13 protein-coding genes and 4 pseudogenes are annotated in these 21,727 nt (G+C 75.3%); 5 read left to right on the top strand and 12 right to left on the bottom strand.

What is annotated here, in order from left to right; genetic code table 11:
* Positions 1-153: 153 nt before the first annotated feature.
* From ACSNOD_RS13530 to ACSNOD_RS13495, 8 genes and pseudogenes are all read right to left on the bottom strand, one after another.
* Entirely contained in the window at positions 154-1,737 is a 1,584-nt protein-coding gene (locus ACSNOD_RS13530; protein WP_436767137.1) for an MFS transporter, read from the bottom strand.
* A gap of 226 nt (positions 1,738-1,963) precedes the next feature.
* Complete coding sequence (locus tag ACSNOD_RS13525; RefSeq protein WP_436767136.1) at positions 1,964-3,595, bottom strand: amino acid adenylation domain-containing protein; 1,632 nt, start codon at positions 3,593-3,595, stop codon at positions 1,964-1,966.
* Positions 3,592-3,948, bottom strand: a complete 357-nt coding sequence (locus ACSNOD_RS13520; RefSeq protein WP_436767139.1) for a phosphopantetheine-binding protein — start codon at positions 3,946-3,948, stop codon at positions 3,592-3,594. The genes ACSNOD_RS13525 and ACSNOD_RS13520 overlap by 4 nt, the downstream gene beginning before the upstream one ends.
* A gap of 102 nt (positions 3,949-4,050) precedes the next feature.
* Positions 4,051-4,275: pseudogene (locus ACSNOD_RS13515) on the bottom strand (AMP-binding enzyme); the annotation flags it as partial.
* Positions 4,276-4,296: 21 nt separating this feature from the next.
* A pseudogene (locus ACSNOD_RS13510) lies at positions 4,297-5,478 on the bottom strand (amino acid adenylation domain-containing protein); the annotation flags it as partial.
* A gap of 210 nt (positions 5,479-5,688) precedes the next feature.
* Positions 5,689-8,925, bottom strand: a pseudogene (locus ACSNOD_RS13505) (non-ribosomal peptide synthetase); the annotation flags it as partial.
* A gap of 599 nt (positions 8,926-9,524) precedes the next feature.
* Complete coding sequence (locus ACSNOD_RS13500) at positions 9,525-12,926, bottom strand: thioester reductase domain-containing protein (protein ID WP_436767135.1); 3,402 nt, start codon at positions 12,924-12,926, stop codon at positions 9,525-9,527.
* Positions 12,927-12,943: 17 nt separating this feature from the next.
* Entirely contained in the window at positions 12,944-13,195 is a 252-nt protein-coding gene (locus tag ACSNOD_RS13495; protein ID WP_436767134.1) for a phosphopantetheine-binding protein, read from the bottom strand.
* A 458-nt stretch (positions 13,196-13,653) separates the two neighbouring features.
* Here ACSNOD_RS13495 and ACSNOD_RS13490 point away from each other — a divergent pair, with 458 nt between their 5' ends.
* Positions 13,654-14,337, top strand: a complete 684-nt coding sequence (locus ACSNOD_RS13490) for a CGNR zinc finger domain-containing protein (RefSeq protein ID WP_436767133.1) — start codon at positions 13,654-13,656, stop codon at positions 14,335-14,337.
* A 95-nt stretch (positions 14,338-14,432) separates the two neighbouring features.
* Here the strand turns inward: ACSNOD_RS13490 and ACSNOD_RS13485 are convergent.
* Positions 14,433-14,603: pseudogene (locus tag ACSNOD_RS13485) on the bottom strand (S24 family peptidase); the annotation flags it as partial.
* Between the two features lie 447 nt (positions 14,604-15,050).
* Between ACSNOD_RS13485 and sodN the strand changes: the two are divergent.
* Positions 15,051-15,446, top strand: a complete 396-nt coding sequence (sodN, locus tag ACSNOD_RS13480) for a superoxide dismutase, Ni (RefSeq protein ID WP_436767132.1) — start codon at positions 15,051-15,053, stop codon at positions 15,444-15,446.
* Positions 15,447-15,671: 225 nt separating this feature from the next.
* On the opposite strand, the gene ACSNOD_RS13475 is transcribed toward sodN, so the two are convergent.
* Positions 15,672-16,754 carry a LysR family transcriptional regulator gene (locus tag ACSNOD_RS13475; protein WP_436767131.1) on the bottom strand — a complete coding sequence of 361 codons (1,083 nt, stop codon included), beginning with the start codon at positions 16,752-16,754 and terminating at the stop codon, positions 15,672-15,674.
* A gap of 150 nt (positions 16,755-16,904) precedes the next feature.
* On the opposite strand from ACSNOD_RS13475, the gene ACSNOD_RS13470 reads away from it, so the two are divergent.
* Positions 16,905-18,077, top strand: coding sequence for an alpha/beta hydrolase family protein (locus ACSNOD_RS13470; RefSeq protein ID WP_436767130.1), 1,173 nt, complete (start codon positions 16,905-16,907; stop codon positions 18,075-18,077).
* 107 nt (positions 18,078-18,184) lie between these two features.
* Here ACSNOD_RS13470 and ACSNOD_RS13465 read toward each other — a convergent pair whose 3' ends face one another.
* Both ACSNOD_RS13465 and ACSNOD_RS13460 read right to left on the bottom strand, forming a co-directional pair.
* Positions 18,185-19,420 carry an RNA polymerase sigma factor gene (locus ACSNOD_RS13465; RefSeq protein ID WP_436767129.1) on the bottom strand — a complete coding sequence of 412 codons (1,236 nt, stop codon included), beginning with the start codon at positions 19,418-19,420 and terminating at the stop codon, positions 18,185-18,187.
* A 10-nt stretch (positions 19,421-19,430) separates the two neighbouring features.
* Positions 19,431-19,829 carry a YciI family protein gene (locus ACSNOD_RS13460; protein WP_436767138.1) on the bottom strand — a complete coding sequence of 133 codons (399 nt, stop codon included), beginning with the start codon at positions 19,827-19,829 and terminating at the stop codon, positions 19,431-19,433.
* 164 nt (positions 19,830-19,993) lie between these two features.
* Between ACSNOD_RS13460 and ACSNOD_RS13455 the strand changes: the two genes are divergently transcribed.
* Positions 19,994-20,665 carry a nucleotidyl transferase AbiEii/AbiGii toxin family protein gene (locus ACSNOD_RS13455; protein ID WP_436767128.1) on the top strand — a complete coding sequence of 224 codons (672 nt, stop codon included), beginning with the start codon at positions 19,994-19,996 and terminating at the stop codon, positions 20,663-20,665.
* Between the two features lie 280 nt (positions 20,666-20,945).
* A partial coding sequence (locus ACSNOD_RS13450; RefSeq protein WP_436767127.1) for a hypothetical protein occupies positions 20,946-21,727 on the top strand: 782 nt, incomplete at its 3' end.

Here is a 21,727-nt window from a genome sequence, read left to right as displayed (position 1 = left end):
CCGTACGGGACACGGGCGGGGTACGGCGTACGGGCGGGGTACGGGACGCCGCCGCGGCCCGGGGAACGGCTGCTCCCCGGAACACGATCCGTACAAGCCCCCGGCCGGGCCGCGGCGACCGGGTCAGGCCGGGTCAGGCCGGGTCGGGCCGGATCACGCCGGGTCGCCCTCCGCCCGGGCGCCGACCTTCTGCGCCTCGGGCGCCCCGGTCAGCAGGTCCTTCTTGCGGACCAGGGTCAGGGCGACGCCCGCGGTGACCACCGCGACGACCGCGGCGCACAGCATCACCGTCGAGGCGCCGGCGGCGATCGCCGACTCGAGCGTGCGCCGCACCTGGTCGGCGGCGCCCTCGGGGGCGTGCGTCAGCGCCCGGGAGATGTCGCCCTGCGCGGCCGCCGAGACCACGGCCGCGCGGTCGCCGGCGCCCAGGGCCGCCTCGCCGGCGGTCTCGTCGGAGATCCGGCTCCTGAACACGACACCGAACAGCGCGGCGCCGAGGCCGGCGCCGAACATGAAGAGGCTGTTGATCGCGCCGGAGGCCATGCCGGCCCGCTCCTTGGGCACGACGTTCACGGCCAGCGACATGGAGGGGCTGCCGGCGAGCCCGCCGCCCACGCCCCACAGCAGGAGGCCGGGCAGGGCCGCCCAGACGGTGATCCCCGGGTCGAAGGCCCAGGCCATCAGGAGCCCGCCGAGGGCGAGGACGCCGAAGCCGGCGCCGATGATGTGCGAGGGCGAGTACTTCGCCTGGAGCTTGCCGGCGACCAGGCCCATGCCCAGCTGCGGGGCGAAGATCGCCATCATCAGCAGACCGGTGCCCAGCGGGCTGATGCCCCGGGAGCTCTGGAAGTAGAGGATGTAGTAGACCGAGCTGCCCACCGTGCCGAAGCGCGAGAAGAAGGCGATCAGCGTGGCCGCCACGAACGTGGGGACCCGGAACAGCGAGAGGTCCAGCGTGGGGGCCGCGACCCGCCGCTCCAGCGCCAGGAAGGCCAGGAACAGCACCAGCGCCACGCCCAGTTGGACGAGGGTGGCGGGGGCGCCCCACCCCTGGTCCTCGCCCCGGGTGAGCGCGAAGTTGACCAGGCCGAGGGTGAGGACGAGCAGCGCGGCGCCGGTCCAGTCGATGCCCGCCAGCGAGCTGCGCCCGGCGTCCGCCGGCAGCCTCGTCCGGCACAGCACGAGCGCCACGACGCCGATGGGCACATTGATCAGGAAGAGGTAGCGCCACTCCGCGAGGTCGACCAGCAGACCGCCGATGACCGGCGCGACGGCGCCGCAGGCGCCCAGCGTCGTGCCCCAGACGGCGATCGCCATGTTGCGCTGCTGGCCCTCGTAGACCTGGGCGATCATGGGCATCGCGTTGGCGAGGACGAGCGCCGCGCCGAGGCCCTGGACGCATCGGGCGATGTCGAGGGTGAGGGCGTCCCCGGCCATGCCGCAGGCCAGCGAGGACAGGGTGAACAGCGCGATGCCGCTCATGAACATGCTGCGCCGGCCCAGCCGGTCCGACAGCGACCCGGCCGCCTGCTGGAAGGCGCCGAAGGTGACGGTGTAGCCGATGATGATCCATTGCAGTGCGGCCAGCGAACCGCCGAGATCCGCCTGGATCGAGGGTAACGCGACGGAAACGATAGTGATATCGATAACCAACAGCGCCGAGGCGACGACCGTGATTATCAGAACGATGCGGGCCTGGCGGCTCGGCGGGGTATCCGTGGTATCCGTGGCGCTCACGAATGTCTCTCCGGTGGTGACGCGGCGACCTCGCCCAGCCCCATGCCCGGTGCAGTGAAAATCATTTCCGAACTAATTCCGGATGGAGAGTCGCCATTGTCGAGTAAGGGTTGCCTTACCGGGCATGGTGGCGTGAGTGTAGCACGCAACTTTTGGCCGTACGGCGGGTCGGTACGACGGTTTTCCGTGGCATTGGGGGCGTTTTCGTGAAAGACCATGGCGGCTTTTATGCGGGCGGCGCGGGCAGGGCGTTGAAATCGATTTTCCCGGTGACGGTCAGCGGCAGGGACTCCAGCTGCACAAAGGTCTTCGGAATCATGTATTCCGGGAGGCGGTCGCGCAGCCCGCGGCGCAGGTCCGCCGGGTCGAGCGGCCCCTCGCCGACCACATAGGCGACCAGCCCGGCGGAGTCGGCCGAGCCGCCGCGGGCGGTCACCGCCGCCCGCCGCACCCCCGGCCGCTCCAGCAGCGCCTGCTCGATCTCGCCCGGCTCGATCCGCAGCCCCCGCACCTTCACCTGCTGATCGGCCCGCCCGAGGAAGTCGAGTTCGCCCCCGGGCAGCCGCCGCACCAGATCGCCCGTGCGGTAGAGCCGGGCCCCCGGCTCACCGGAGAACGGGTCCGGCACGAACCGCTCCGCCGTCAGCGCCGGCCGGTGGAGATAGCCGCGCGCCAGCCCCGTACCGCCCAGGTACAGCTCCCCGGGGTCGCCGTCCGGCACCGGGCGGCCGGCCGCGTCGAGCACATGGGCCCGGGTGCCGGTGACGGGCCGTCCGATGAGCGGCTTGGCGCCGTCCCGGCCGAGCAGGCTCCAGGTGGAGTAGGTGGTGTCCTCCGAGGGGCCGTAGAGGTTGTGGACCCGCTCCACCGTCCCCGTCGCGTACAGCGCCTGCCCGAGGGCCGCCGGCAGCGCCTCGCCGGCCAGATTGACCGTGATCACGGAGGCCGGCAGCGGCTCGTCGGCCAGGAGCTCCAGCAGCAGGCTCGGCACCGTGTTGACCAGGGTGACCGGGACGCGCCCGGCCACGGTGGGCAGATGGAGGACCGTGTCCACCAGCACCACCGTGCCACCGCGGCTCAGTGGCGCGAACAGCTCGAAGACCGAGAGGTCGAAGCAGATCGACGTCGAGCAGAGGGTGTGGCGCAGCTCCCGGGGGGTGAACCGGGTGAGCGCCCAGTCGAGGAACGCCGCGGCGCTGCGGTGCTCCACGGCCACGCCCTTGGGGCGGCCGGTGGAGCCGGAGGTGTAGAGCACATAGGCGAGCCGCGCCCCGGGGACGGTGCCGGGTTCCGCCCCGGTCCCGGACCCGGCTTCCGCCCCGGGCTCGGTCGCGGACCCCGCTCCGGTCTCCGCCCCGGGCCCCGGACCCGCCCCGGCGATCTCCGCCCAGTCCCGGTCCAGCGACACCACCCTCGCCGAGCCGTGCTCGAACTTCCCGCGCCACGCCTCCTCGGTGACGATCAGCGCCGCACCGGAGTCGCGCAGCATGAACTCCATGCGCTCCGCCGGGAACGCGGGGTCCAGCGGCACGTACGCGGCCCCCGCCTTGAGCACCGCGAGCATCGCCACCACCATCCAGGGCGAGCGGCCCAGACAGATGCCGACCAGCGTCTCCGGCGCGGCCCCGAGGCGGCGCAGATGGCCCGCCAACTCCTCCGCCGCCTCGTCCAGTTCGCGATAACCGAGCCGCTCCCGGCCCCTGATCACCGCCTCGGCGTCGGGGGTCAGGGCGGCCTGGCGCGCGACCCGCTCGTGGATCGGCACCACGACGTCCGCGGCGCCCGGCGACCCGGCCGCCGCTCCGAGCGCCGCCCCGGCCACCGTCCCGGCCACCGTCGCGTCCACCGGCGCGCTCACGCCCCCGCACCCCCGTTCGCGACCGCCCCGTTCGCGACCGCCCGGCGGGCCGAGAGCTCCCGCTCGACCTCCTCCGGCGACATCCGGGAGATCCGCAGATGGATGCCGGCCACCGCCTCCGTACGGCCCGGGGCGGGCTCCGCCGCCACCATCGCCTCGGCCAGCTCCGCGACCGTCGGCGACAGGAACATCGTCCGCAGGGTGATCCTCTCGGACTCGAAGATCTCGCGCAGCCGGGTGACGATGCGCGTGGCCAGCACCGAATCGCCCCCGAGGTCGAAGAAGTTGTCGTGCGCCCCCACCCCGGGCACGTCCAGGACCTCCGCCCAGACCTCGGCGCAGACCTCCTCCACCGCGGAGCGCGGCGCGGCCGGCCCGCCCGCCCCCGCGCCGGCCCCGTCACCGGACTCGGCGCGCGGCGCCGGCAGCGCCAGCCGGTCGACCTTGCCGTTGGCGTTCAGCGGCAGGGCGTCCAGGACGACGAACGAGCCCGGCACCATGTGCTCCGGCAGCAGCCCGCGCAGATGCTCCCGCAGCCGGCCGCGCAGCTCCCCGGCCGGCACCGACAGGCCCTCGGCGGTCGGCACGACATGACCGACCAGCCCGCGCAGACCGGCGCGCCCGGCCCGCCGCTGCCCGGTCACCACGGCGGACGCCACCGCCGGGTGGGCGACGAGCGCCGCCTCCACCTCGCCCGGTTCGATGCGCTGCCCGTGCACCTTCAGCTGGAAGTCCGCACGGCCCACGAACTCGATGGTGCCGTCGGGCAGGAACCGGCCGAGGTCCCCGGTGCGATAGATCCGCTCCCCGGTACGGGGGTGGGTGATGAACGCCGCGGCCGTGCGCTCCGGGTCCCCCCAGTAGCCGCGGGCCAGGCCGGCGCCGGAGACGTACATCTCCCCGGTCGCCCAGGTGGGGCGGTCCCGCAGCCGCTCGTCGAGGATGTGGTAGCGGGTGTTGGCGATCGGCCTGCCGTACGGGACGCTGCGCCACGCCGGGTCGACCGCCCCGACGCGGTGCCAGATGTTCCACAGCGTGGTCTCGGTGGGGCCGCCGACACTGACCACCTCCACGCCGGCGTCCTCGGTCAGCCGGCGGACGGCCGGCAGCGGCAGCCAGTCGCCGCCGAGGAAGGCGGTGCGCAGCGAGGACAGCGGGCCGTTGTCCTCGCCGAGGTGTTCGAGCAGCATCTCCATCATCGCCGGCACGGAGTTCCAGACGCTCACCCCGTGGTCCGCCATCAGACGGGCCCAGTGGGCGGCCTCCCGCCGGCCGGCGGCGTCCGGCACGACGAGCGTGCCGCCGGCGCCCAGCACACCGAACAGGTCGAACACGGACATGTCGTGGTGGAGCGCGGTCAGGGCCAGGGCGCGGTCCCCGGGGCCGATGCCGAAGGTCTCGATCGTCTCCCGCAGGCAGTTGACGAGCGAGCGGTGCTCGATCATCACGCCCTTGGGCTCCCCGGAGGAGCCGGAGGTGAACAGGACGTAGGCCAGGTCGGACGGCCCGGCCACGGGCTCGATCGGCTCGGCCGGCACGGCGGCACTCCCGCCGGAGCCGGGCAGCGGGGCGCCCGCGCCGGGGACCGGCCCCTCGTCCAGCGCCAGCGCCCGCACCCCCGGCACCTCGCCCAGCCGGTCCAGCACGCGCCGCTGGCCGAGCAGCAGCTCGACCTCGCACCGCCGCAGCAGCCGTACGATCCGCTCCACCGGCAGCTCGGGGTCGAGCGGCAGATAGGGCGCCCCCGACAGCAGCACGCCGTGGGCGGCGACGACCTGTTCCCAGCCCTTCTCCATCACGATGGCGACCGGCCGGTCCGGCCGGGCGCCGCCGGCGCGCAGCCAGCGCGCCACCGCACGGGCCTCCTCGTGCAACTCGCCGTAGGTGAGCGTACGCCCGGTGGTGATCACCGCGGTCCGGCCGGGGTCCTCGGCGACCCGCTCCAGGAAGAAGTCCTGCGCCGACCGCTCCGGTATCGGGCGCCGGCCACCGTCGCCGACGTCCGCGCCGTCCCCGGCCGGCCGGGCCGCCGGCGGCAGCGGCTCCGCCAGCTCCCAGGCGCCCTCCTCGTCCGCCAGCCGCGTCAGCAGCGTCCGCAGACCGGCGAACACGTCGTCCACCAGCTCGGGGGCGAACAGGGCCTCGGCCACGTCCCAGTTGACCACCAGATCGCCGTCCTGCTCCTCGCTGAGCAGGTCCATCCACACCTGGGGCGTCTGGGTGATGCCGTAGCTGTGCCGCAGCAGCCCGTCGAGCAGGGTGCTCGTGCCGCCCGCCACGGGCACGGCGCTGGTGAAGACGACCGGCATCAGCGCGCCGTCGAACCCGCCGCGCAGCCGCATCAGCTCCCGCAGCAGATGGACCCCGCTCACATAGGAATGGCTGAGGTCGTTCCACAGCTGCTCCTGGATGCCGCGGGCCCGCACCGCGAAGCTGTCGGCCCGGCCGCCGTCCACCTCCACCAGGGAGAAGGAGGCGAACTCCCCGACCGTGCCGGCCGCCTCCGGGTGCACCGGGAGCCGGTTGAGATTGGTGACGTTGAGGGTGAAGTGCGGGCTCTGGCTCCACGGTGTCAGCGCCTCGGCGTAGGCCGCGAGCAGCAGCCCCGCGGGGGTCAGCCCGTGGGCGCCGGCGAGCGCGGACAGCCGCCGCCACCGCTCGGCGTCCATCCGCAGCGAGCGGCGGACGAACCGCGGCTCGGTCACCGACTCCGGATTGCGCGCCATCGGCAGCCGCGGCGCCGGCGGCAGGCCCGGCAGCCGCCGCTCCCAGTACGCCACCGAGCGCCGGTACTGCTCGGTGTCGCTCAGGTCCCGCGTGGTCAGCACGTAGTCCCGGTACGTCATGGCCGGCGGCGCGAGCTCCGCGTCCGGGTCGGCGTAGGCGCGGGAGAGATCCGCGAACATCACCCGCAGGCTGGCGAGGTCGGCGCAGAGCGCGTCCACGCTGAAGCACACCCGGGCCCGGGAGCCGTCCAGCACCGCCACCACGACAGCCCACAGCGGCCACGAGTCCACCGGCCGGACCTCGTGCGAGTGGCGGTCGCGGATCGCGTCCAGCCCGGCCCGCACCGCCTCCTCGGAGGCCCCGCGCAGATCGACGACCTCCATCGCGTACGGCGGCGCGTCCGGCAGCACCCGCTGCTCCATCGTCCCGGGCAGCACCACGGCGCGCAGCATGGGGTGGCGGTCCACCACGCGCTGCCACGCCCGCCGGAACCGCTCGACGTCCAGCCCCTCGCCCTCGTACTCCAGATACAGATGGGCCGAGACGTTGCCGGAGGAGAACGACCCGGTGCGGCCCATGACGTATGCCTGCTGCTGCTCGGTCAGCGGGAACGGCTCGTGCGCCCGCCCCGGGTCGGCCGCCACGGCCGGCAGCGAGCTGAACGCCGCGTCGGCGCCGCCGCCCTCGGCGCGCTGCCGGTCGATCGCCAGCGCCAGCTCGGCCACCGTCCTCGCCGCGAAGATGCCGTGCAGATCCAGCTCCAGCCGCAGCTGGTCGCGCAGCCGGTTCATCACCCGGATGCCCAGCAGCGAGTTCCCGCCCAGCTCGAAGAAGCTGTCGTGCACGCCCACCCGCTCGGCGCCCAGCACCTCCGCCCACAGATCGGCGATCCGCCGCTCCAGGGCGGTGCGCGGCGGGGTGTGGCCGTCCCCGGCCGCCGTCTGCCCGCCGGGCCGGGGCAGCGCCCGCCGGTCCACCTTGCCGTTGGCCGTCAGCGGCAGCGACTCCAGCGTGACCAGGTGCGCCGGCACCATGTACGAGGGCAGCCGGTCCGCCAGATGGGCCCGGAGCTCCTCGTCGGTGGGCCAGGTGCCGACGACCGGGCTCACATAGCCGGCCAGCGCCTGGTTGCCGGGCTCCCCGTCCTGGCGCGGCAGCGCCACCGCCACCGCCGTGTCCACGGCCGGGTGGGAGCGCAGCGCCGTCTCGATCTCGCCCAGCTCGATGCGGTGGCCGCCCACCTTGACCTGGTGGTCCTCCCGGCCCAGGAACTCGATGCTCCCGTCCGGCAGACAGCGGGCGCGGTCCCCGGTGCGGTACAGCGGCTCCCCGGTCTCCGGGTGCGGCAGGAAGGCCGCCGCCGTGCGCTCCGGATCGCGCCAGTAGCCGCGGCCGACCCCCGTACCGCCGATGTACAGGTCACCGGGCACCCACACCGGGCGGGCGCGCAGCGAGGCGTCCAGCACGTGCAGGGTCTGGTTGGCGAGCGGCTTGCCGTACGGGACGCTCGTCCAGCCCGGCTCGACGCGGTCCACCTCGTGCACCCCGCTGAGGATCGCGGCCTCGGTGTTGCCGCCGAGCGCGACGAACCGCACCCCCGGCGAGATGTCCGCGGCCCGCCCGGGGAGCGAGAGCGGCACCCAGTCGCCCCCCAGGATCAGCAGCCGCAGCGACCCGGCCCACGGCTCGTCGTCCTGCTCCACCTGCTCGCAGAACAGCTCGAACACGGCCGGCGCGCCCACCCAGACGGTCACGCCCTCGCGGCGCACCAGCTCCAGCCAGTGGCCGGGGTCGCGCTCGGTGCCCGGGTCCGGCAGCACCAGCGCCGCCCCCGCGCACAGGGCGCCGAACAGGTCCAGCACCGACAGGTCGAAGCTCATCGCGGACACACCGAAGAAGCGGTCCTCGAAGGACACCCCGTAGCGCCGGTCGACGTCCACCACGGAGTTGAGCACGCCCCGGTGGTGGTTCATCGCCCCCTTGGGCACACCCGTGGAGCCGGAGGTGAACATGACGTACGCCAGGTCGTCCGGGCCCTGCGCCGGGGCCAGCGGGGCGTCGTCGACCCCGCTCCAGGCGGCGTCGTCGTCCACGGCCAGCACGGTCACATCGGCCGGCCACTCCCAGCGCCCGGCCACCGAGCGCTGGGTCAGCACCACCCGGGCGCCGGCCGTCCGCAGCACGTACGCGCGGCGCTCGGCCGGCAGCGCCGGGTCCAGCGGGACCCAGGCCGCGCCCGACTCCAGGACGCCGAGCACGCCGACCGGCTGCTCCCAGCCCTTCTCCATGCAGACCGCCACGAGGGTGTCGGGCAGCGCGCCCAGCTCGCGCAGCCGCCGCCCGATCCGCCGGGCGCGGCTCATCAGCTCGCGGTAGGTCAGCCGGCGGCCGCCGGCGACGACCGCGGCCCGGTCGGGGTGGCGCTCGGCGGCCCGCGCCACCGCCTCCTGCAGCAGCCCCTCGGGCTCCGGCGCGGCGGTGTCGTTGACCGCGGCCCGCACCCGGGCCTGTTCGAGGGGCAGCCGCACGGGGGAGCCGGGCGCCGTCCAGGCCGCCGGGTTCTCGGCCAGGGCGACGAGCAGATCGAGCCAGGCCGCGGCCATGTCGGCCAGCAGGCCCTCGGGGAACGCCGCGGGCCGGGCGTCCCAGCGGGCGGCGAGGCCGGGGGCGTCGGAGCCGTCCGGGCCGTCGGGGCCCTCCGGGTGGACGCGCAGGGACAGCACGGCCGGCTCGCCGCCGACGTCCGCCGGGGAGGTGGCGGCGTCGGGGCCGGCGGGTCGCTCGGCGAGGGCGTCGACGAACTCCACCTCGCAGGCGGGCGCGCCGTCGGTCCGCCCGCCGTCCGGTCCGCCGTGCTGCGCGTCGCCCGCGCCCGCGCCCGGGCGCGCCGCGTCGCGCAGGGCCCGCTCCAGGAAGGAGCCGTCCGGGGTGGTGTCCACGGCCAGCTCCCGGGGCGCGTCCGGCGACCCGGCGGAGCGGAGCCGGATGGTGAACCGCGGGTGGCGGGACCACAGCCCGAGCACCTCGGTGAAGGCGGTGCGGAGCACCGCCGCCGGGTCGACGCCGGAGGCGGCCGCGCGGTCGACGACCCGGCGCCAGCGGGCGGCGTCCAGGGCCACCCGGTGGCGCAGCGGCGGGCCGCTCGACGCGGCGAGCGGCATCAACGGCAGGCTCGGGCCCGGGGGCAGGGTGTCGGCGGCGCTCATGGGCGGTTCTCCGATCGGGGGTGGCGGTGGCCGGGCGGCGGTGCGAGGAGCCCGGAGCCGATGAGGTGGCCCAGATAGCGGTCGAGCAGCGGCCCGTCGACCGGCGGGCAGACGACGGACGAGCCGGCGAGCGCGGCGAGGGCGCCGGAGACGTCCATCCGCAGGCTGCCGAAGCCGGGCATGCCGTGGGAGGCGCCGGCCAGCGCGGCCACGGAGGCGGTGTTTCCGCCGGAGCCGGCGCCGGAGTTGGCGCCGTTGCCGGAGCTGGGGTACGCGGTCGGGCTCGGGCCGGCGCCCGGGTACGCGTCGGTGTCGGCGTCGGCGCTCAGCACATCGGCGGTCACCCGCCGCGCCCACTCCTCCCGGTCGACCACGGCCAGGTCGTACCCCAGGGCCCGCAGGTGGTCGACGACCGCGCCGAAACGGGTGCGCGTCGGGTGCGCCAGGTGGAAGGTGCCGTCCAGCGCCTGCGGGCGGAGCGACAGATCGACCACGGCGCTCGCCACGTAGTCGACCGGCACCAGGTCGAAGTCGGCCTCCGGGCCGAAGTCGGGCACCGCGCCCAGGTCGACACAGGCCGCGAGGAACCGCCAGAAGGCGGAGTCGGGGTCGCCGACGCCGGTCGCGGAGCTGCCCGCGAGCCGCCCCGGCCGGTGCACGGTGACCGGGACGCCGGCCTCCCGGGCGGCCCTGACCAGCTCCTCGGCCACCCAGCGGCTGCGCACATAGCCGGACGGCAGCACGGCGTCCGCCGGCACCCGCCCGTTCTCCCGGAGCGTGCCGGGCTCGGCGTCGCGGTGGAAGAGGACACCGGGCGAGGAGACGTAGTGCACGGGCGTGAGCCGCTGGCGGGCCGCGAGCCGCAGCACCTCGGTGGTGCCACCCACGTTGGGCGCCCGCAACCGCTCGTAGGGCAGGGCGAGATGGGCCTCGCACCCGGTGTGGTGGATCGCGTCCAGGGTGCCGGCGAGCCGGGCGAAGGCGATCGGGCCGAGGCCGAGCAGCGGCTCGCGCAGGCTGCCGGGGAGGACGGTGACCCGGTCCATCGGCACGTCCGCCCGGAGCCGGTAGCGGCTCAGCGCGTCCGCGAGCGCCCGGTCGGCCTCGGCGGGATCGGCGGCCTCCACCAGGCAGTGCACCCGTGCCTTGGTCCGGGCGAGGAGCTGGGCGAGCACATGGGCGCCGAGCAGGCCGGTGGCGCCGGTGAGCAGGACGTGCCGGGGGGAGGTGACGCGCGCGAGGTCCAGGGGCGCGCTGTCCCGGCCGGAGATCTCCGGGTCGAGTACGGCGTCGGCGCGCAGCCGGTCGGCCTCCCGCGGGTCGCCGTCCGGGGCGGCTGGGGCGGCTGGGGTGGCCGTGGTGCGGTCCGACGCCCCGCCGGTACGGGCGCCCTCGGGGGCGCCGGGGTGGGCGCCGTCGGCGTCGGTGCCCTCCGGCCAGCCGCCCCGGGCACGGTCGAACAGCTCGGCAAGGGCGCTCACGGTGGGCGCCTCGAAGAAGGCCTGCACCGGCAGGTCCACGCCGAGGCGCTCGCGCAGCCGCAGCAGGACGCGCACGGCGCGCAGCGAGTGGCCGCCCACCTCGAAGAAGTCCTCGTCGACATCGACCTCGCGCAGCCCGAGCACCTCGCGCCAGACGTCGGCCACGTGCTGCTCGGTGGGGGTGAGCGCGCGGGACCCGCCCGTGTCGGACCCGCCCGCGTCGGGGGCTTCGGCGGTGGGGAGGGCGGTCGCGGGCCCGCCGCCCGGGCCGGGCGCGTCCTCACTGCCCGCGCCCTGCGCGGGGGCGCCGCCCGGGCCAGCCGCCTCCGCGCCGGAATCCCGCGCACCGCCCGCGCCCGGACCCGTACCGTCAGCGTCCGACCCCGTACCGCCCGCGCCCGCGCCGGGCTCGCGGCCCTCGCGTCGCTTCGCGGGGCACAGCGCCGTCACCGGGCCGAGGGGATCGTCGATCACCGCGGCGAACAGGTCCGCCAGGTCCTGGGCGAGGCCGGCGACCGTCTCCGGCCGGAAGAGGTCCGCGCTGCCGCGCAGGCCGCCCTCGACGCGGCCGTCCGTCTCCCAGTAGTGCAGGACGAGGTCGAACTCGGAGGTGTCCAGGCCGAAGTCGAAGGGGCGCACCTCCAGCCCGGCCGTGCGGGCGGCCCCGGCCGGGCTCTCGCCCACCACCGCGGCCTGGAACAGCGGGTTGTGGCCGCTGTTGCGCCCCGGCCGCAGCTCGGCGGCGAGGATCTCGATGGGCGTGTCCCGGTGCGCGTAGGCGCCGAGACAGGTCCGCCGCACCCGCCGCAGCACCTCGGCGAAGGAGGGCTCGCCGGACAGATCGGTGCGCAGCGCCAGCGTGTTGGCGAAGAAGCCGATGAGGTGCTCGGTCTCGGGCCGGTCCCGGCCGTGCACCACCGAGCCCGTCACCACGTCGGGGTGCCCGGTGCGCCGGAGGACGAGCGTCTGGAAGCCGGCCAGCAGGGCCATGAAGAGGGTGGCCTCGTGCCGGCGGGCGAGCGCCCGCAGCCCGGCCGACACCTCGGCGGAGAGGGCGAAGGAGTGGCTGATCGCGCGCAGGCTCGGCGGGCCCTGCCGCTGCCGGTCCACCAGCCCCGCCATGCCGGGCAGCGGCTCGCGCAGCGCCTCGCGCCAGTAGTCGAGCCGGGTGCGCAGCTCCTCGCCGCGCAGCAGCCCGCGCTGCCACTCGGCGAAGTCCGCGTACTGGACGGGGAGGTCCGCGAGGCCCACCGCGGTCGGGCGGCCGGCGGCGTACGCCTCGTACAGCGCGAACAGCTCGCGGAACAGGATGCCCACGGAGATGCCGTCGCCGACGATGTGATGCATCGTCACCATCAGGACGTGGTCGTCGGGGCCCAGCGGGCGCAGCAGGAACCGCACCAGCGGCCCCCGGGCGAGGTCGAACGGCCGCTGGGACTCGGCCCGCAGCCGCGCCACCAGCTCGCTGTCCCCGTCCTTCTCGTCCTCGCCCCCGGCGCCCGCCGCCGGGCCCTCGTCCACGGTCAGGGGCAGCGGCAACTCGTCGAGCACGTACTGCCGGGGCTCGCCGCCGTGCACCCGGAAGACCGTGCGCAGCGCCTCGTGGCGGCGCAGCACCTCCGCCAGGGCGCGGCGGAGCGCGTCCCGGTCGAGGGGGCCGCCGAGCCGGATCGCCTCCACCATGTGCAGATGGGAGCTGTCCGGGTCGAGCCGGTCGAGGAACCACAGCCGCTCCTGGGCGAAGGAGAGCTCGGCCGAGCCGTCGGCGGCGGCCCGGCGCGGGATGCCGGCCGGGGCCGCCCCCGTACCGGCCGCCGTGCCGGACAGCCATTTCTCCAGGAGCTGTCGCTTGGTCGCGGACAGCGGGCTCGCGGACAGGTCCGGTGCGCCGTCGGCGAGGGGGCCGGATGAGACCATCTGAGCTGGAACCTCCGCTATTCCGAAAGGAGCCGGGCAGCCGCGTCGTCCGACATGCCGGCGAGCTTCTCGTGCAGCCGCCGCTCGACCGCCGCGGCCATCCCGGCCACGGTCTGGGCCTCGGAGAGCAGATCGGTGACCGTCAGGGTGACGGGCAGCATGGCCTGGAGCCGGGTGACCACCTGCGCGGCGAGCAGCGAGTGCCCGCCCAGGTCGAAGAAGTTGTCGTGGGCGCCCACCGGGGAGACCCCCATCACGTCCTGCCACACGCCGGCCAGCGCCTCCTCCAGGGGGGTGCGGGGCGCGGTGTAGGCGGTGGGCAGCTCGGGGCGGCCGTAGTGCGCGGGGGCCGCGCCCGAGCCGCCGGGCGCACCGGGCGCCGTGTCCGAGCCGCCGGGTTCGCCGCCCTCGGCACCGGAGTCGCCGTACGAACCGTTCGCCCGCTCGTCGTGCGCGCCGCCGGGCGCCGTGTCGCGCTCGGGCGCGGTGGACGGCGGCGCGGTGGGCGCCGGGGGCCGGGCGGCGGGGGCGGCTGCCGGTGAAACCGGCCGGGTGGCCGGTTACGGCGGGCCCGGGGGACGGCCGCGGAAGCCGGTCGGCGATACTGCCGGTCACCGCGCCACCGTCGGCACCGTCCCGATCCGTCGCGCAACGTAATACTCTCGAACGAGAACCGACCGTTACGCCGAACGCCACCCGCCCCCGACTCCGCCCGTAAGGACTACAAGTGGAACTGGCCTACTACTCGGACTATGCCGTCCGTCTGGTCAACAGCGAGGAACCCACCCGTGGCAAGGACTCGCTGACCTCGGTGGAGGCGGTACGGGAGCTCTTCGGGCCGGCCGTGCAGTCGGCCCGGCGGGCCACCGACGCCGATGTGACCCGGCTGCGCTCGGTGCGCGCCCGGCTGCGGGCGGTCTTCGAGGCGGCGGACGAGGGCGACGAGGTGCGGGCGGTGGACCTGCTGAACGCGCTGATGATGGAGTTCCCGGTGAGCCCGCAGATCTCCGGGCACGAGTTCCGGGACGCGGACGGCCGCCCCAAGTGGCACATGCACATCGCCGACCACGCGGCGAGCGCGACCGCCGGCTACGCGGCGACCGCGTCCATGGGCCTCGCCTTCCACCTCACCGAGCTCGGGGTCGACCGGCTGGGGCTGTGCCAGGCGGCGCCGTGCCGCAACGCCTATCTCGACACCTCGACGAACCGCTCCCGGCGCTACTGCTCCGACCGCTGCGCCACCCGCGCCAATGTGGCCGCCTACCGCGCCCGCAAGCGCCTGGAGACCGACCGCTCGGCGGCCGCGGCGGCCTCCGAGGCCGAGGCGGCGGCATCCGCGGCGGCGGGGGCCGGGCGGATCGGCCGGACGGCCGACACCGCCCAGGAGAGCGCGGCCGAGACCGAGCGCTGAGCCCCGGCGCCCGGCGGCGGGCGCAGCCGCGCCCAGGCGCGGGCCAGCACCAGCTCCTCCGGGACCGTGCCGAACTCGCGGCTGTCGCTCTCGGCGAAGGGGTTGTCCCCCAGCACCCACCAGCCGCCCTCGCGCCGCTCCACCGCGCGCTTGACGATGAGCAGATCCTGCTGCATCGGATGGCGCAGCACGACGACGTCGCCGGGGCGCACGACGGCGCCGTACCGCACGACCAGCCGGTCCCCCGGCAGCAGTGTCGGCACCATCGACGGCCCGACGACCTCGGCGAGCCCGAAGGGCAGCGCCGCGCGGCGCCCCTGGCCCCGCTCCGCCTCACGTTCCAGAGCGCGCTCGTACACCTGGTCGTACCCCTGTGTCCTCTGGTCGTAGACCTGCCCGAACCCCTGCTCGCATTCCTGCCCGTGTTCCTGCCCGAACTCCCGCCCGGGCGCCCACCCGTTCGCGTGTACGCGCCGGCGCCCGAACTCCCGCTCGTACTCGTGCCCCTGCCCGTGCTCGTACCTGTACTCGTACCCCTGCCACCGGTCGCCCTGCGGCATGCGGCACCTCCCGGTCCATTCCACCACCAGTCCCAGCCTGACACCGGACTTTTGTCCTAAGCCCCCCGGGGCACTCGCGAAAAGCGCTCCCCCACGGAGTAATGTCCCCCCTGAGAAGACGATCACGCGACGATCACGAGGAAGGACAGCTCTATGCTTTCCCGCCTGTTCGCCCCCAGGGTGACGGTCAGCGCCCACTGCGACCTGCCGTGCGGTGTCTACGACCCGGCCCAGGCCCGCATCGAGGCCGAGTCGGTCAAGGCGATCCAGGAGAAGTACCAGGCCAACCAGGACGCGGACTTCCGCGCCCGGGCGCTCGTCATCAAGGAGCAGCGCGCGGAGCTGGCCAAGCACCACATCTCCGTGCTGTGGAGCGACTACTTCAAGCCGCCGCACTTCGAGAAGTACCCGCAGCTCCACCAGCTGGTCAACGACGCCCTGAAGGCCGCCAGCGCCGCCAAGGCGTCCAACGACCCCCAGACGGGCCAGAAGCTTCTGGACCACATCGCCGAGATCGACAAGATCTTCTGGGAGACGAAGAAGGCCTGACCCGGGCCTGACCCGGTCCGGCCCCGCCCCGCGCCACAAGCTCCACAAGCGGCACCTGTGCCACGAACGGCGCGGGGCGCGACGCCCAACCCGTCCGCACCCGGCCCGCCGGGGCGCCACCCGGCGCCCCCGGTGGCCGGGTGCGGCCGTGTCCGGCCGTTGTTCGGCCCGGTACGGTTCCGTACGGCCCCGAGCGGCTCTGGGCGCCCCTGCGCGCCGCCTCGCTCAGAACTGCGTCGAAGCGGCCTCGCCCGGATCGGGCAGCCAGTCGCGCGTGGGGTCGAACTCCAGCCAGCGGTTGCGGCGAGCAGTACGGGCGAAGGCGTCCAACAGCTCGCGCAGCGGGGCCGGCTCGGGAGCGGTCTCGGGCCCGCGCCCGGGCCCGTACGGGGCGAGGGCGCGCGGGCCCGGCCAGACCAGCGACCACGCGTACAGCGGCGTGGGGGCGACCAGGGGGACGAACCGCACGCCCGGGTGGCCCGCGGCCACCGCGTCCGCGGGGAACAGGGAGAAGGCGGTCGGGTCGGCCCGGATACCGGACAGAAAGGGCAGCAGGCCGAGGTTGGGGCCGGCTGTATGGCGTTCGACGCCGAAATGGTCGGCGAAGCGGGTGAGGAAGTCGAGACGGCCCGCGTCGGCCGGGTAGCGCAGCACACTGCCCCGCAGATCGGCGGGGCGCAGGTGCGGCGCGTCGGCGAGGGGATGGTCGGCGCTGAGGACGGCGTCGACGGGTTCGAGCCGGACCACACGGTGAGCGGGCTCCGCGAGCGCGGGAGCCGGGGTCGCCGGAGCCGCCGGACCCGCCGCGGCCGGCGCGGTGGCTGCGCGATCGCGCGGCTCGTACGGGGCCCCCGGCCGATGAGCCGTGGGCACGCGGCCGAGCCCGGCGCTCACCTCTCCGCGCCGCAGCGCCTCGGCCACCGAGGGGAAGTCGCGCCCGGTGCCCGGCTCGACGTCGAGGTGCGGGGCCTCCGCCAGAACCCGCGCGAGGGTGCGCAACGGCGCGTACAGATGGCCCCAGACGTCCATCCGCAGGCGCTGCCGGTCGCCGAGCACCGCTGCCACGGCGGCGTCGCCGGCCGCCAGCGCCCGGCGGGCCGGGCCCAGGAACCGCGCACCGGCCGCGGTGAGCCGCACGCCCTGGCCGCCACCGCGGTCGAACAGGCGCGCCCCGAGCCGCTCCTCCAGCCGGGCGATGCGCTTCGACAGTGCCTGCTGGCTGATCGCGAGTTCCTCGGACGCCGCGCCGAAGTGCAGCGCCCCGGCCACCGCGGTGAACGCGCGAACCTGCGCGAGGTCGAGGTCCATGTGCCTCATCCTATGCGCCGAGCGCCTCGCCCGGCGGCCCTGACCTGGGGCGACAACCACCGGTTGTCGCCCTGCGAGAGGTGGTTGTTGGACCGCCCGAGGCCGGCCGGGGTCTGCTGGGAGCCTCCGCCCACCCGAAAGCGAAACCCCATGGCATCCTTCCTCGATCTCCCCGGTGTGCTCGACGAGTTCGTGACGCTCAACCGGTCGCGCGTCAGTGGCGCCGGGCTCGACCTGTTCGAGTACGACCGCGTCACGGCGCGGCTGGACTCGCTGTACGACTGGCCCGAGGCGCTCCTCGCGGCCGGCCGGGCGCATCTCGCCGCCGCCGAGGAGCACGAAGCGCGTGGGCACGGTCTCTCCGCGGGGGACGCGTACCGCCGCGCCGCCCGCTGGTTCCACTGCGCGACGCTCGTACCGCACCCCGACCGCGCGCTCCTGGCGCGGGCCGCGGGCGACGCCGACGACGCGATGCGGCGGGCCCTGTCCCACCTCGACCCGCACGCGGTACGGCTGGAGGGCGCCCTGTTCGCCGGCTGGCTGCGCCACCCGAAGGGCGGGGGTGAGGACCGGCGGGGCGCACGCGTCCAGGACAGGCCGGATGTGGCCGTCGGGGGCCGGCCGGGCGTGGTCGTCATGGTGCCGGGGCTCAATTCGAGCAAGGAGGAATTCGACGGCGTCACGGAGGCGTTGCTGCGGCGGGGCGTGGCGGTGTTCGCCATGGACGGCCCCGGCCAGGGCGTCCTCGCGCCCCGCAGCGCTCCCCGGGCGGACTACCAGCGGGTCGTCACGGAGGTGATCGACGCGCTCGGGGCCCGCGCCGACGTCGACGCCACCAGCGTGGCGCTGATCGGCCTCAGCCTGGGCGGCTTCTACGCCACCGTGGCCGCGGCCCACGAACCGCGCGTCACGGCGGCCGCGGTCATCAGCGGCCCCTATCGGCTGGAGTGGGACGAGCTGCCGCTGTACGTCACCGACGTCCTCGGTCTGCGGAGCGACAGTACTGCCGCCGCCCGCGCGTTCGCCGACGCGGTCGATCTGCGCGCGGTGGCCGACCGCGTCACCTGCCCCCTGCTGGTCGTCGACGGCGGACAGGACGTCACACCGGGCGTCCACACCGGCGAGCCGCTGGCCCGCGCGGCGCGCGACGCCCAGTATCTGCTCGTTCCGCACGGCGACCATCTGCTCGGCAACGCGCGCGCGGACTGGCTGCCGTACACCGCCGACTGGCTGGCCGACCGCTTGGCGAGCCGACGGCCCGGTGGTCCGGCCGCCCCCGGCGGGACGGCCGCCCGACGGGACGACCGTCCGACGGCCCGGTGACAGGTCGAGGGGCACTGAGGGGCGCTGAGGGGCGCTGAGGGGCGCTGAGCGACCGCCGGGGGCGCCGGCGGCGCTGGAGGGCCCTTCGGCGGCCTTTCCGAGGGGCGTCAGAGCCGCGCCGCGCGGGCGTTGAGGTAGCGGCGCTCGGGAACGCTCAGCGTGCGGCTGGCGGCCAGCCGGTAGGCCGCACGGGCCGCTTCGCGCTCGCCGGCCATGTCGAGGAGGTGGGCACGGACCGCCTCCAGCCGGTGGTGGCCCGCCAGCCGGTCGTCGTCGCCCAGGGTGGCGAGCAGCTTCAGGCCGGCTCGGGGGCCCTCCACCATGGCCAGCGCCACCGCCCGGTTGAGCGTGACCACGGGCCCCGGCGCGAGGCGTTCGAGCAGCTCGTACAGCGCGAGGATCTGCGGCCAGTCGGTGTCCTCCGCGCGGTCCGCCTCGTCGTGCACGGCGGCGATGGCCGCCTGGAGCTGGTACGGGCCCACGCGCGTCCTGGCCAGCGCGTCGGTGATCAGCGCGGTGCCCTCCGCGATGGCCGCCCGGTCCCAGAGCCGGCGGTCCTGCTCGGCGAGGGGGACCAGGGTGCCGTCCGGGCGGCTCCGGGCCGCGCGCCGCGCGTCGTCGAGCAGCATGAGCGCGAGCAGTCCTGCCACCTCGCCGTCGTCGGGCAGCAGCCGGTGGACGGCACGGGTGAGCCGGATGGCCTCGCCCGCCAGGTCCGCGCGGACGAGGCTGGTGCCGGAGGTGGCGGTGTAGCCCTCGTTGAATATCAGGTAGAGCACGCGCAGTACGGTCGCGAGGCGCTCGGCCCGCTCGGGCTCCGGGGGCAGCCGGAACGGAACGCCGGAGGCCCTGACCCGCTGTTTGGCGCGGCTGATGCGCTGCGCCATGGTCGCCTCGGGCACCAGATAGGCGCGGGCGATCTCCGCGGTGGTCAGGCCGCCGACGGCGCGCAGGGTCAGCGCCGTCTGGGACGCCGGGGACAACGCCGGATGGCAGCAGAGGAAGAGCAGCGTCAGCGTGTCGTCGTCCTCGGCGGACCGTGGCCGCTCGCCCGGGGAGGGCGCCAGCAGCTCGTCGCGCGGGATGAGCGAGGCGGCCACCTCCTCCCGCCGGCGGCGCGCCTGCTCGGCCCGGAGCAGATCGGTCATCCGGCGGGCGGCCACGGTGATCAACCAGCCGCGGGGGTGGTCGGGCAGGCCGTTCTCCGGCCACTGGAGGGACGCGGCGAGCAGGGCCTCCTGTACGGCGTCCTCGGCGGTGTCGAAGTGCCCGTAGCGGCGGACGAGCGCGCCGAGGACCTGCGGCGCGAGGCGGCGCAGCAGATCCTCGGTCGTGCGGTCCACCCCGACCTCCTCAGCAGCCCTCCATGATCGGCCGCACCTCCACCGGGTCGGCGTCGACGCCCTCGGGCAGCGGGCACTGCTGAATGCGTACCGCGATCTCGGTCGCGCGGTCCAGGCTCTCGCACTCGACCACGTAGTAGCCGGCCAGCACCTCCTTGGCCTCCGAGAAGGGGCCGTCCGTGACCACGACGGAGCCGTCCTTCACCCGTACGGTCCTCGTGTGGGTGGGGTCGGCGAGCCCCTGCCCGTCGACCAGCTCCCCGGAGTCGGTGAGCTCCTGATTGATCCCGTTCATGAAGTCGAACACCGCCTGCGCGTCCTTCTCCGGCCAGGTGGGCCCGTCCGTCGCGCCGACGCCGAGCGCGTCCCAGGACGTCCGGTTGCCCCACAGCAGCAGCATGTACTTCATCGTCGTCACCCCTGGCGATCCCGGGCGCCCGGGCCGGGCGCCTCTCACAGGAGACGTCGGAACGGGCGGACCGTTCTCGACATGTCCGGCGAAAAAACTTCCCCGTTCATCCGTACGGGCGCGACCACCGCGGGGCGCCGGCAGGGCTGGATACTGGCGCTGTGATGCCCGATCTTCATCGCCGGCTGCTCGCCGACGCCATCGACCTGGGGCACCGCTACGGCCTCGCCCTCACCGGTGGGTACGCCGTACGGGCCCTGGGCGTCCTGGCGCGCCCGAGCCGGGACCTGAACCTGGCCACGGAGGACCCGGCCGCCCTGAGCGAGATCGCCGGGCATCTCTCGGCCGGCCTGGAGGCCCGGGGGTGGCGCGTCACCACGGAGGCCGTGGGCCCGCTGGTGGCCCGGCTGACGGCGACCGACGGCATGACCGGCGACGCCTGCGGGCTCACCCTCCACAAGGAGGTGCTGTGGCGGCCGCCCGTCCACACGGAGCTCGGCCCGGCCCTGGCGCTGGAGGATCTGATGGGGACGAAGGTACGGGCGCTGGCGGACCGCGGCCTCCCCGCCGATGTCGTCGATGTGTTCGCCGCCCGGCAGACGCTGCCCCCGGCCGAGCTGGAGCTGCTCGGCGCCCGCCACGACGAGGACTTCGACCTGAGCGATCTGCACGACCGGCTGGAGGCCCTGGAGTGGGTCGGGGACGGCGAGTTCCTGGCGTACGGCCTGACGGAGGACGAGATCGCCGAGCTGCGGGCGTGGGCAGTCGCCTGGCAACAGGACATCGGCGAGCGCCTCGCGGAACCGTACGACGAGCCCGAGGCCACCGATCCGTAATCCTGGCCCGTGACCCAGGCCCGTGACCCAGGCCCGTGATCCTGGTCCGTGCCCCTGGCCCGTGAGACATGTGAGCCCGCGGCGCGCGCCCCGTACCGGCGCGCGGAGCCGCATCGGCCGGGGACCGGCGCGCCCCAGCGCGCGGCGCGCCGGTCGATACGCGCCCCGCCCCCGGCCTCCCCGCTGTCAGTGGCCCGTGCCACCCTGGCATAACGGCGGCGACCTGCGCGGGCGGGGTCGCTCGCACGACAACGGGGCAGCACGGCCGACGGGGGAAGTCATGGCGCGTTTCGCGGCTGTTTACGCGGAGACATCACTCAATCCACTGGCGAAGACGGTCGAGTTGACCGAGGAGGCGCTGCGGATTCGCCGACGGCGGATTCCGCTCGCCGAGCTCAACATGCCGGCCATGGCCGACGCGTATCTGCGTGGCAGCTGGCTCGGCGGCGGAGGCCATGAGCGCCCGCTGGCGGCGCTGGCCGACGGCCCCGGGATCGTTCCGGTCGCCCGGATCACCGGGTCCTCGCACCCCGTGCGGGTCCACCGCGCCGCCGAATTCGCCCACGCGCTGGGCGAGATGGCCGTACGGCACAGCGGCGGGCCGGAGCGGGTGGCGGAGTGGGTGGCGCGCGCCCACGCCGAGGGGGTGCCGCTGTGGATGGCCCGGCGGTCCGCCGAGGGCCCTTGTGGGCCGGTCACGGTCGCGGTGGACAGGCGCTCGGTGCGCGCGGACGTATGGGCCCCGCACGCGCCGGTGGTGCGGCTGCGGGCGCCGTTCGGCCTGTCGGCGGACCGGCGCGATCCGAGCCGCGGCCTGGCCCTGACCATCGGCGGGGCTCCGGCCAATGTCATCGTCCACCGGTCGGGGCGGAAGGCGCACTGCTACGTGGCCGTCGAATCCGCCCAGCGCCGCTGGGAGTTGCGGCGCGAGCGCTCCCGCAGCTCGCGACTGCTCTGCAACGGCCGCCTGGTGGCCACGCTCGCCCGGCCGTGGGGCTCGTCCGCCCCGGACACCGTGCTGCTGCCGCTCGCACGCGTACGCCATGAGAACTCCGACCCGCT

It is taken from the genome of Streptomyces sp. URMC 123 (genome assembly GCF_051386515.1).
Classification (GTDB): Bacteria; Actinomycetota; Actinomycetes; order Streptomycetales; family Streptomycetaceae; genus Streptomyces.
This window is presented reverse-complemented; position numbering and strand designations above follow the sequence as displayed.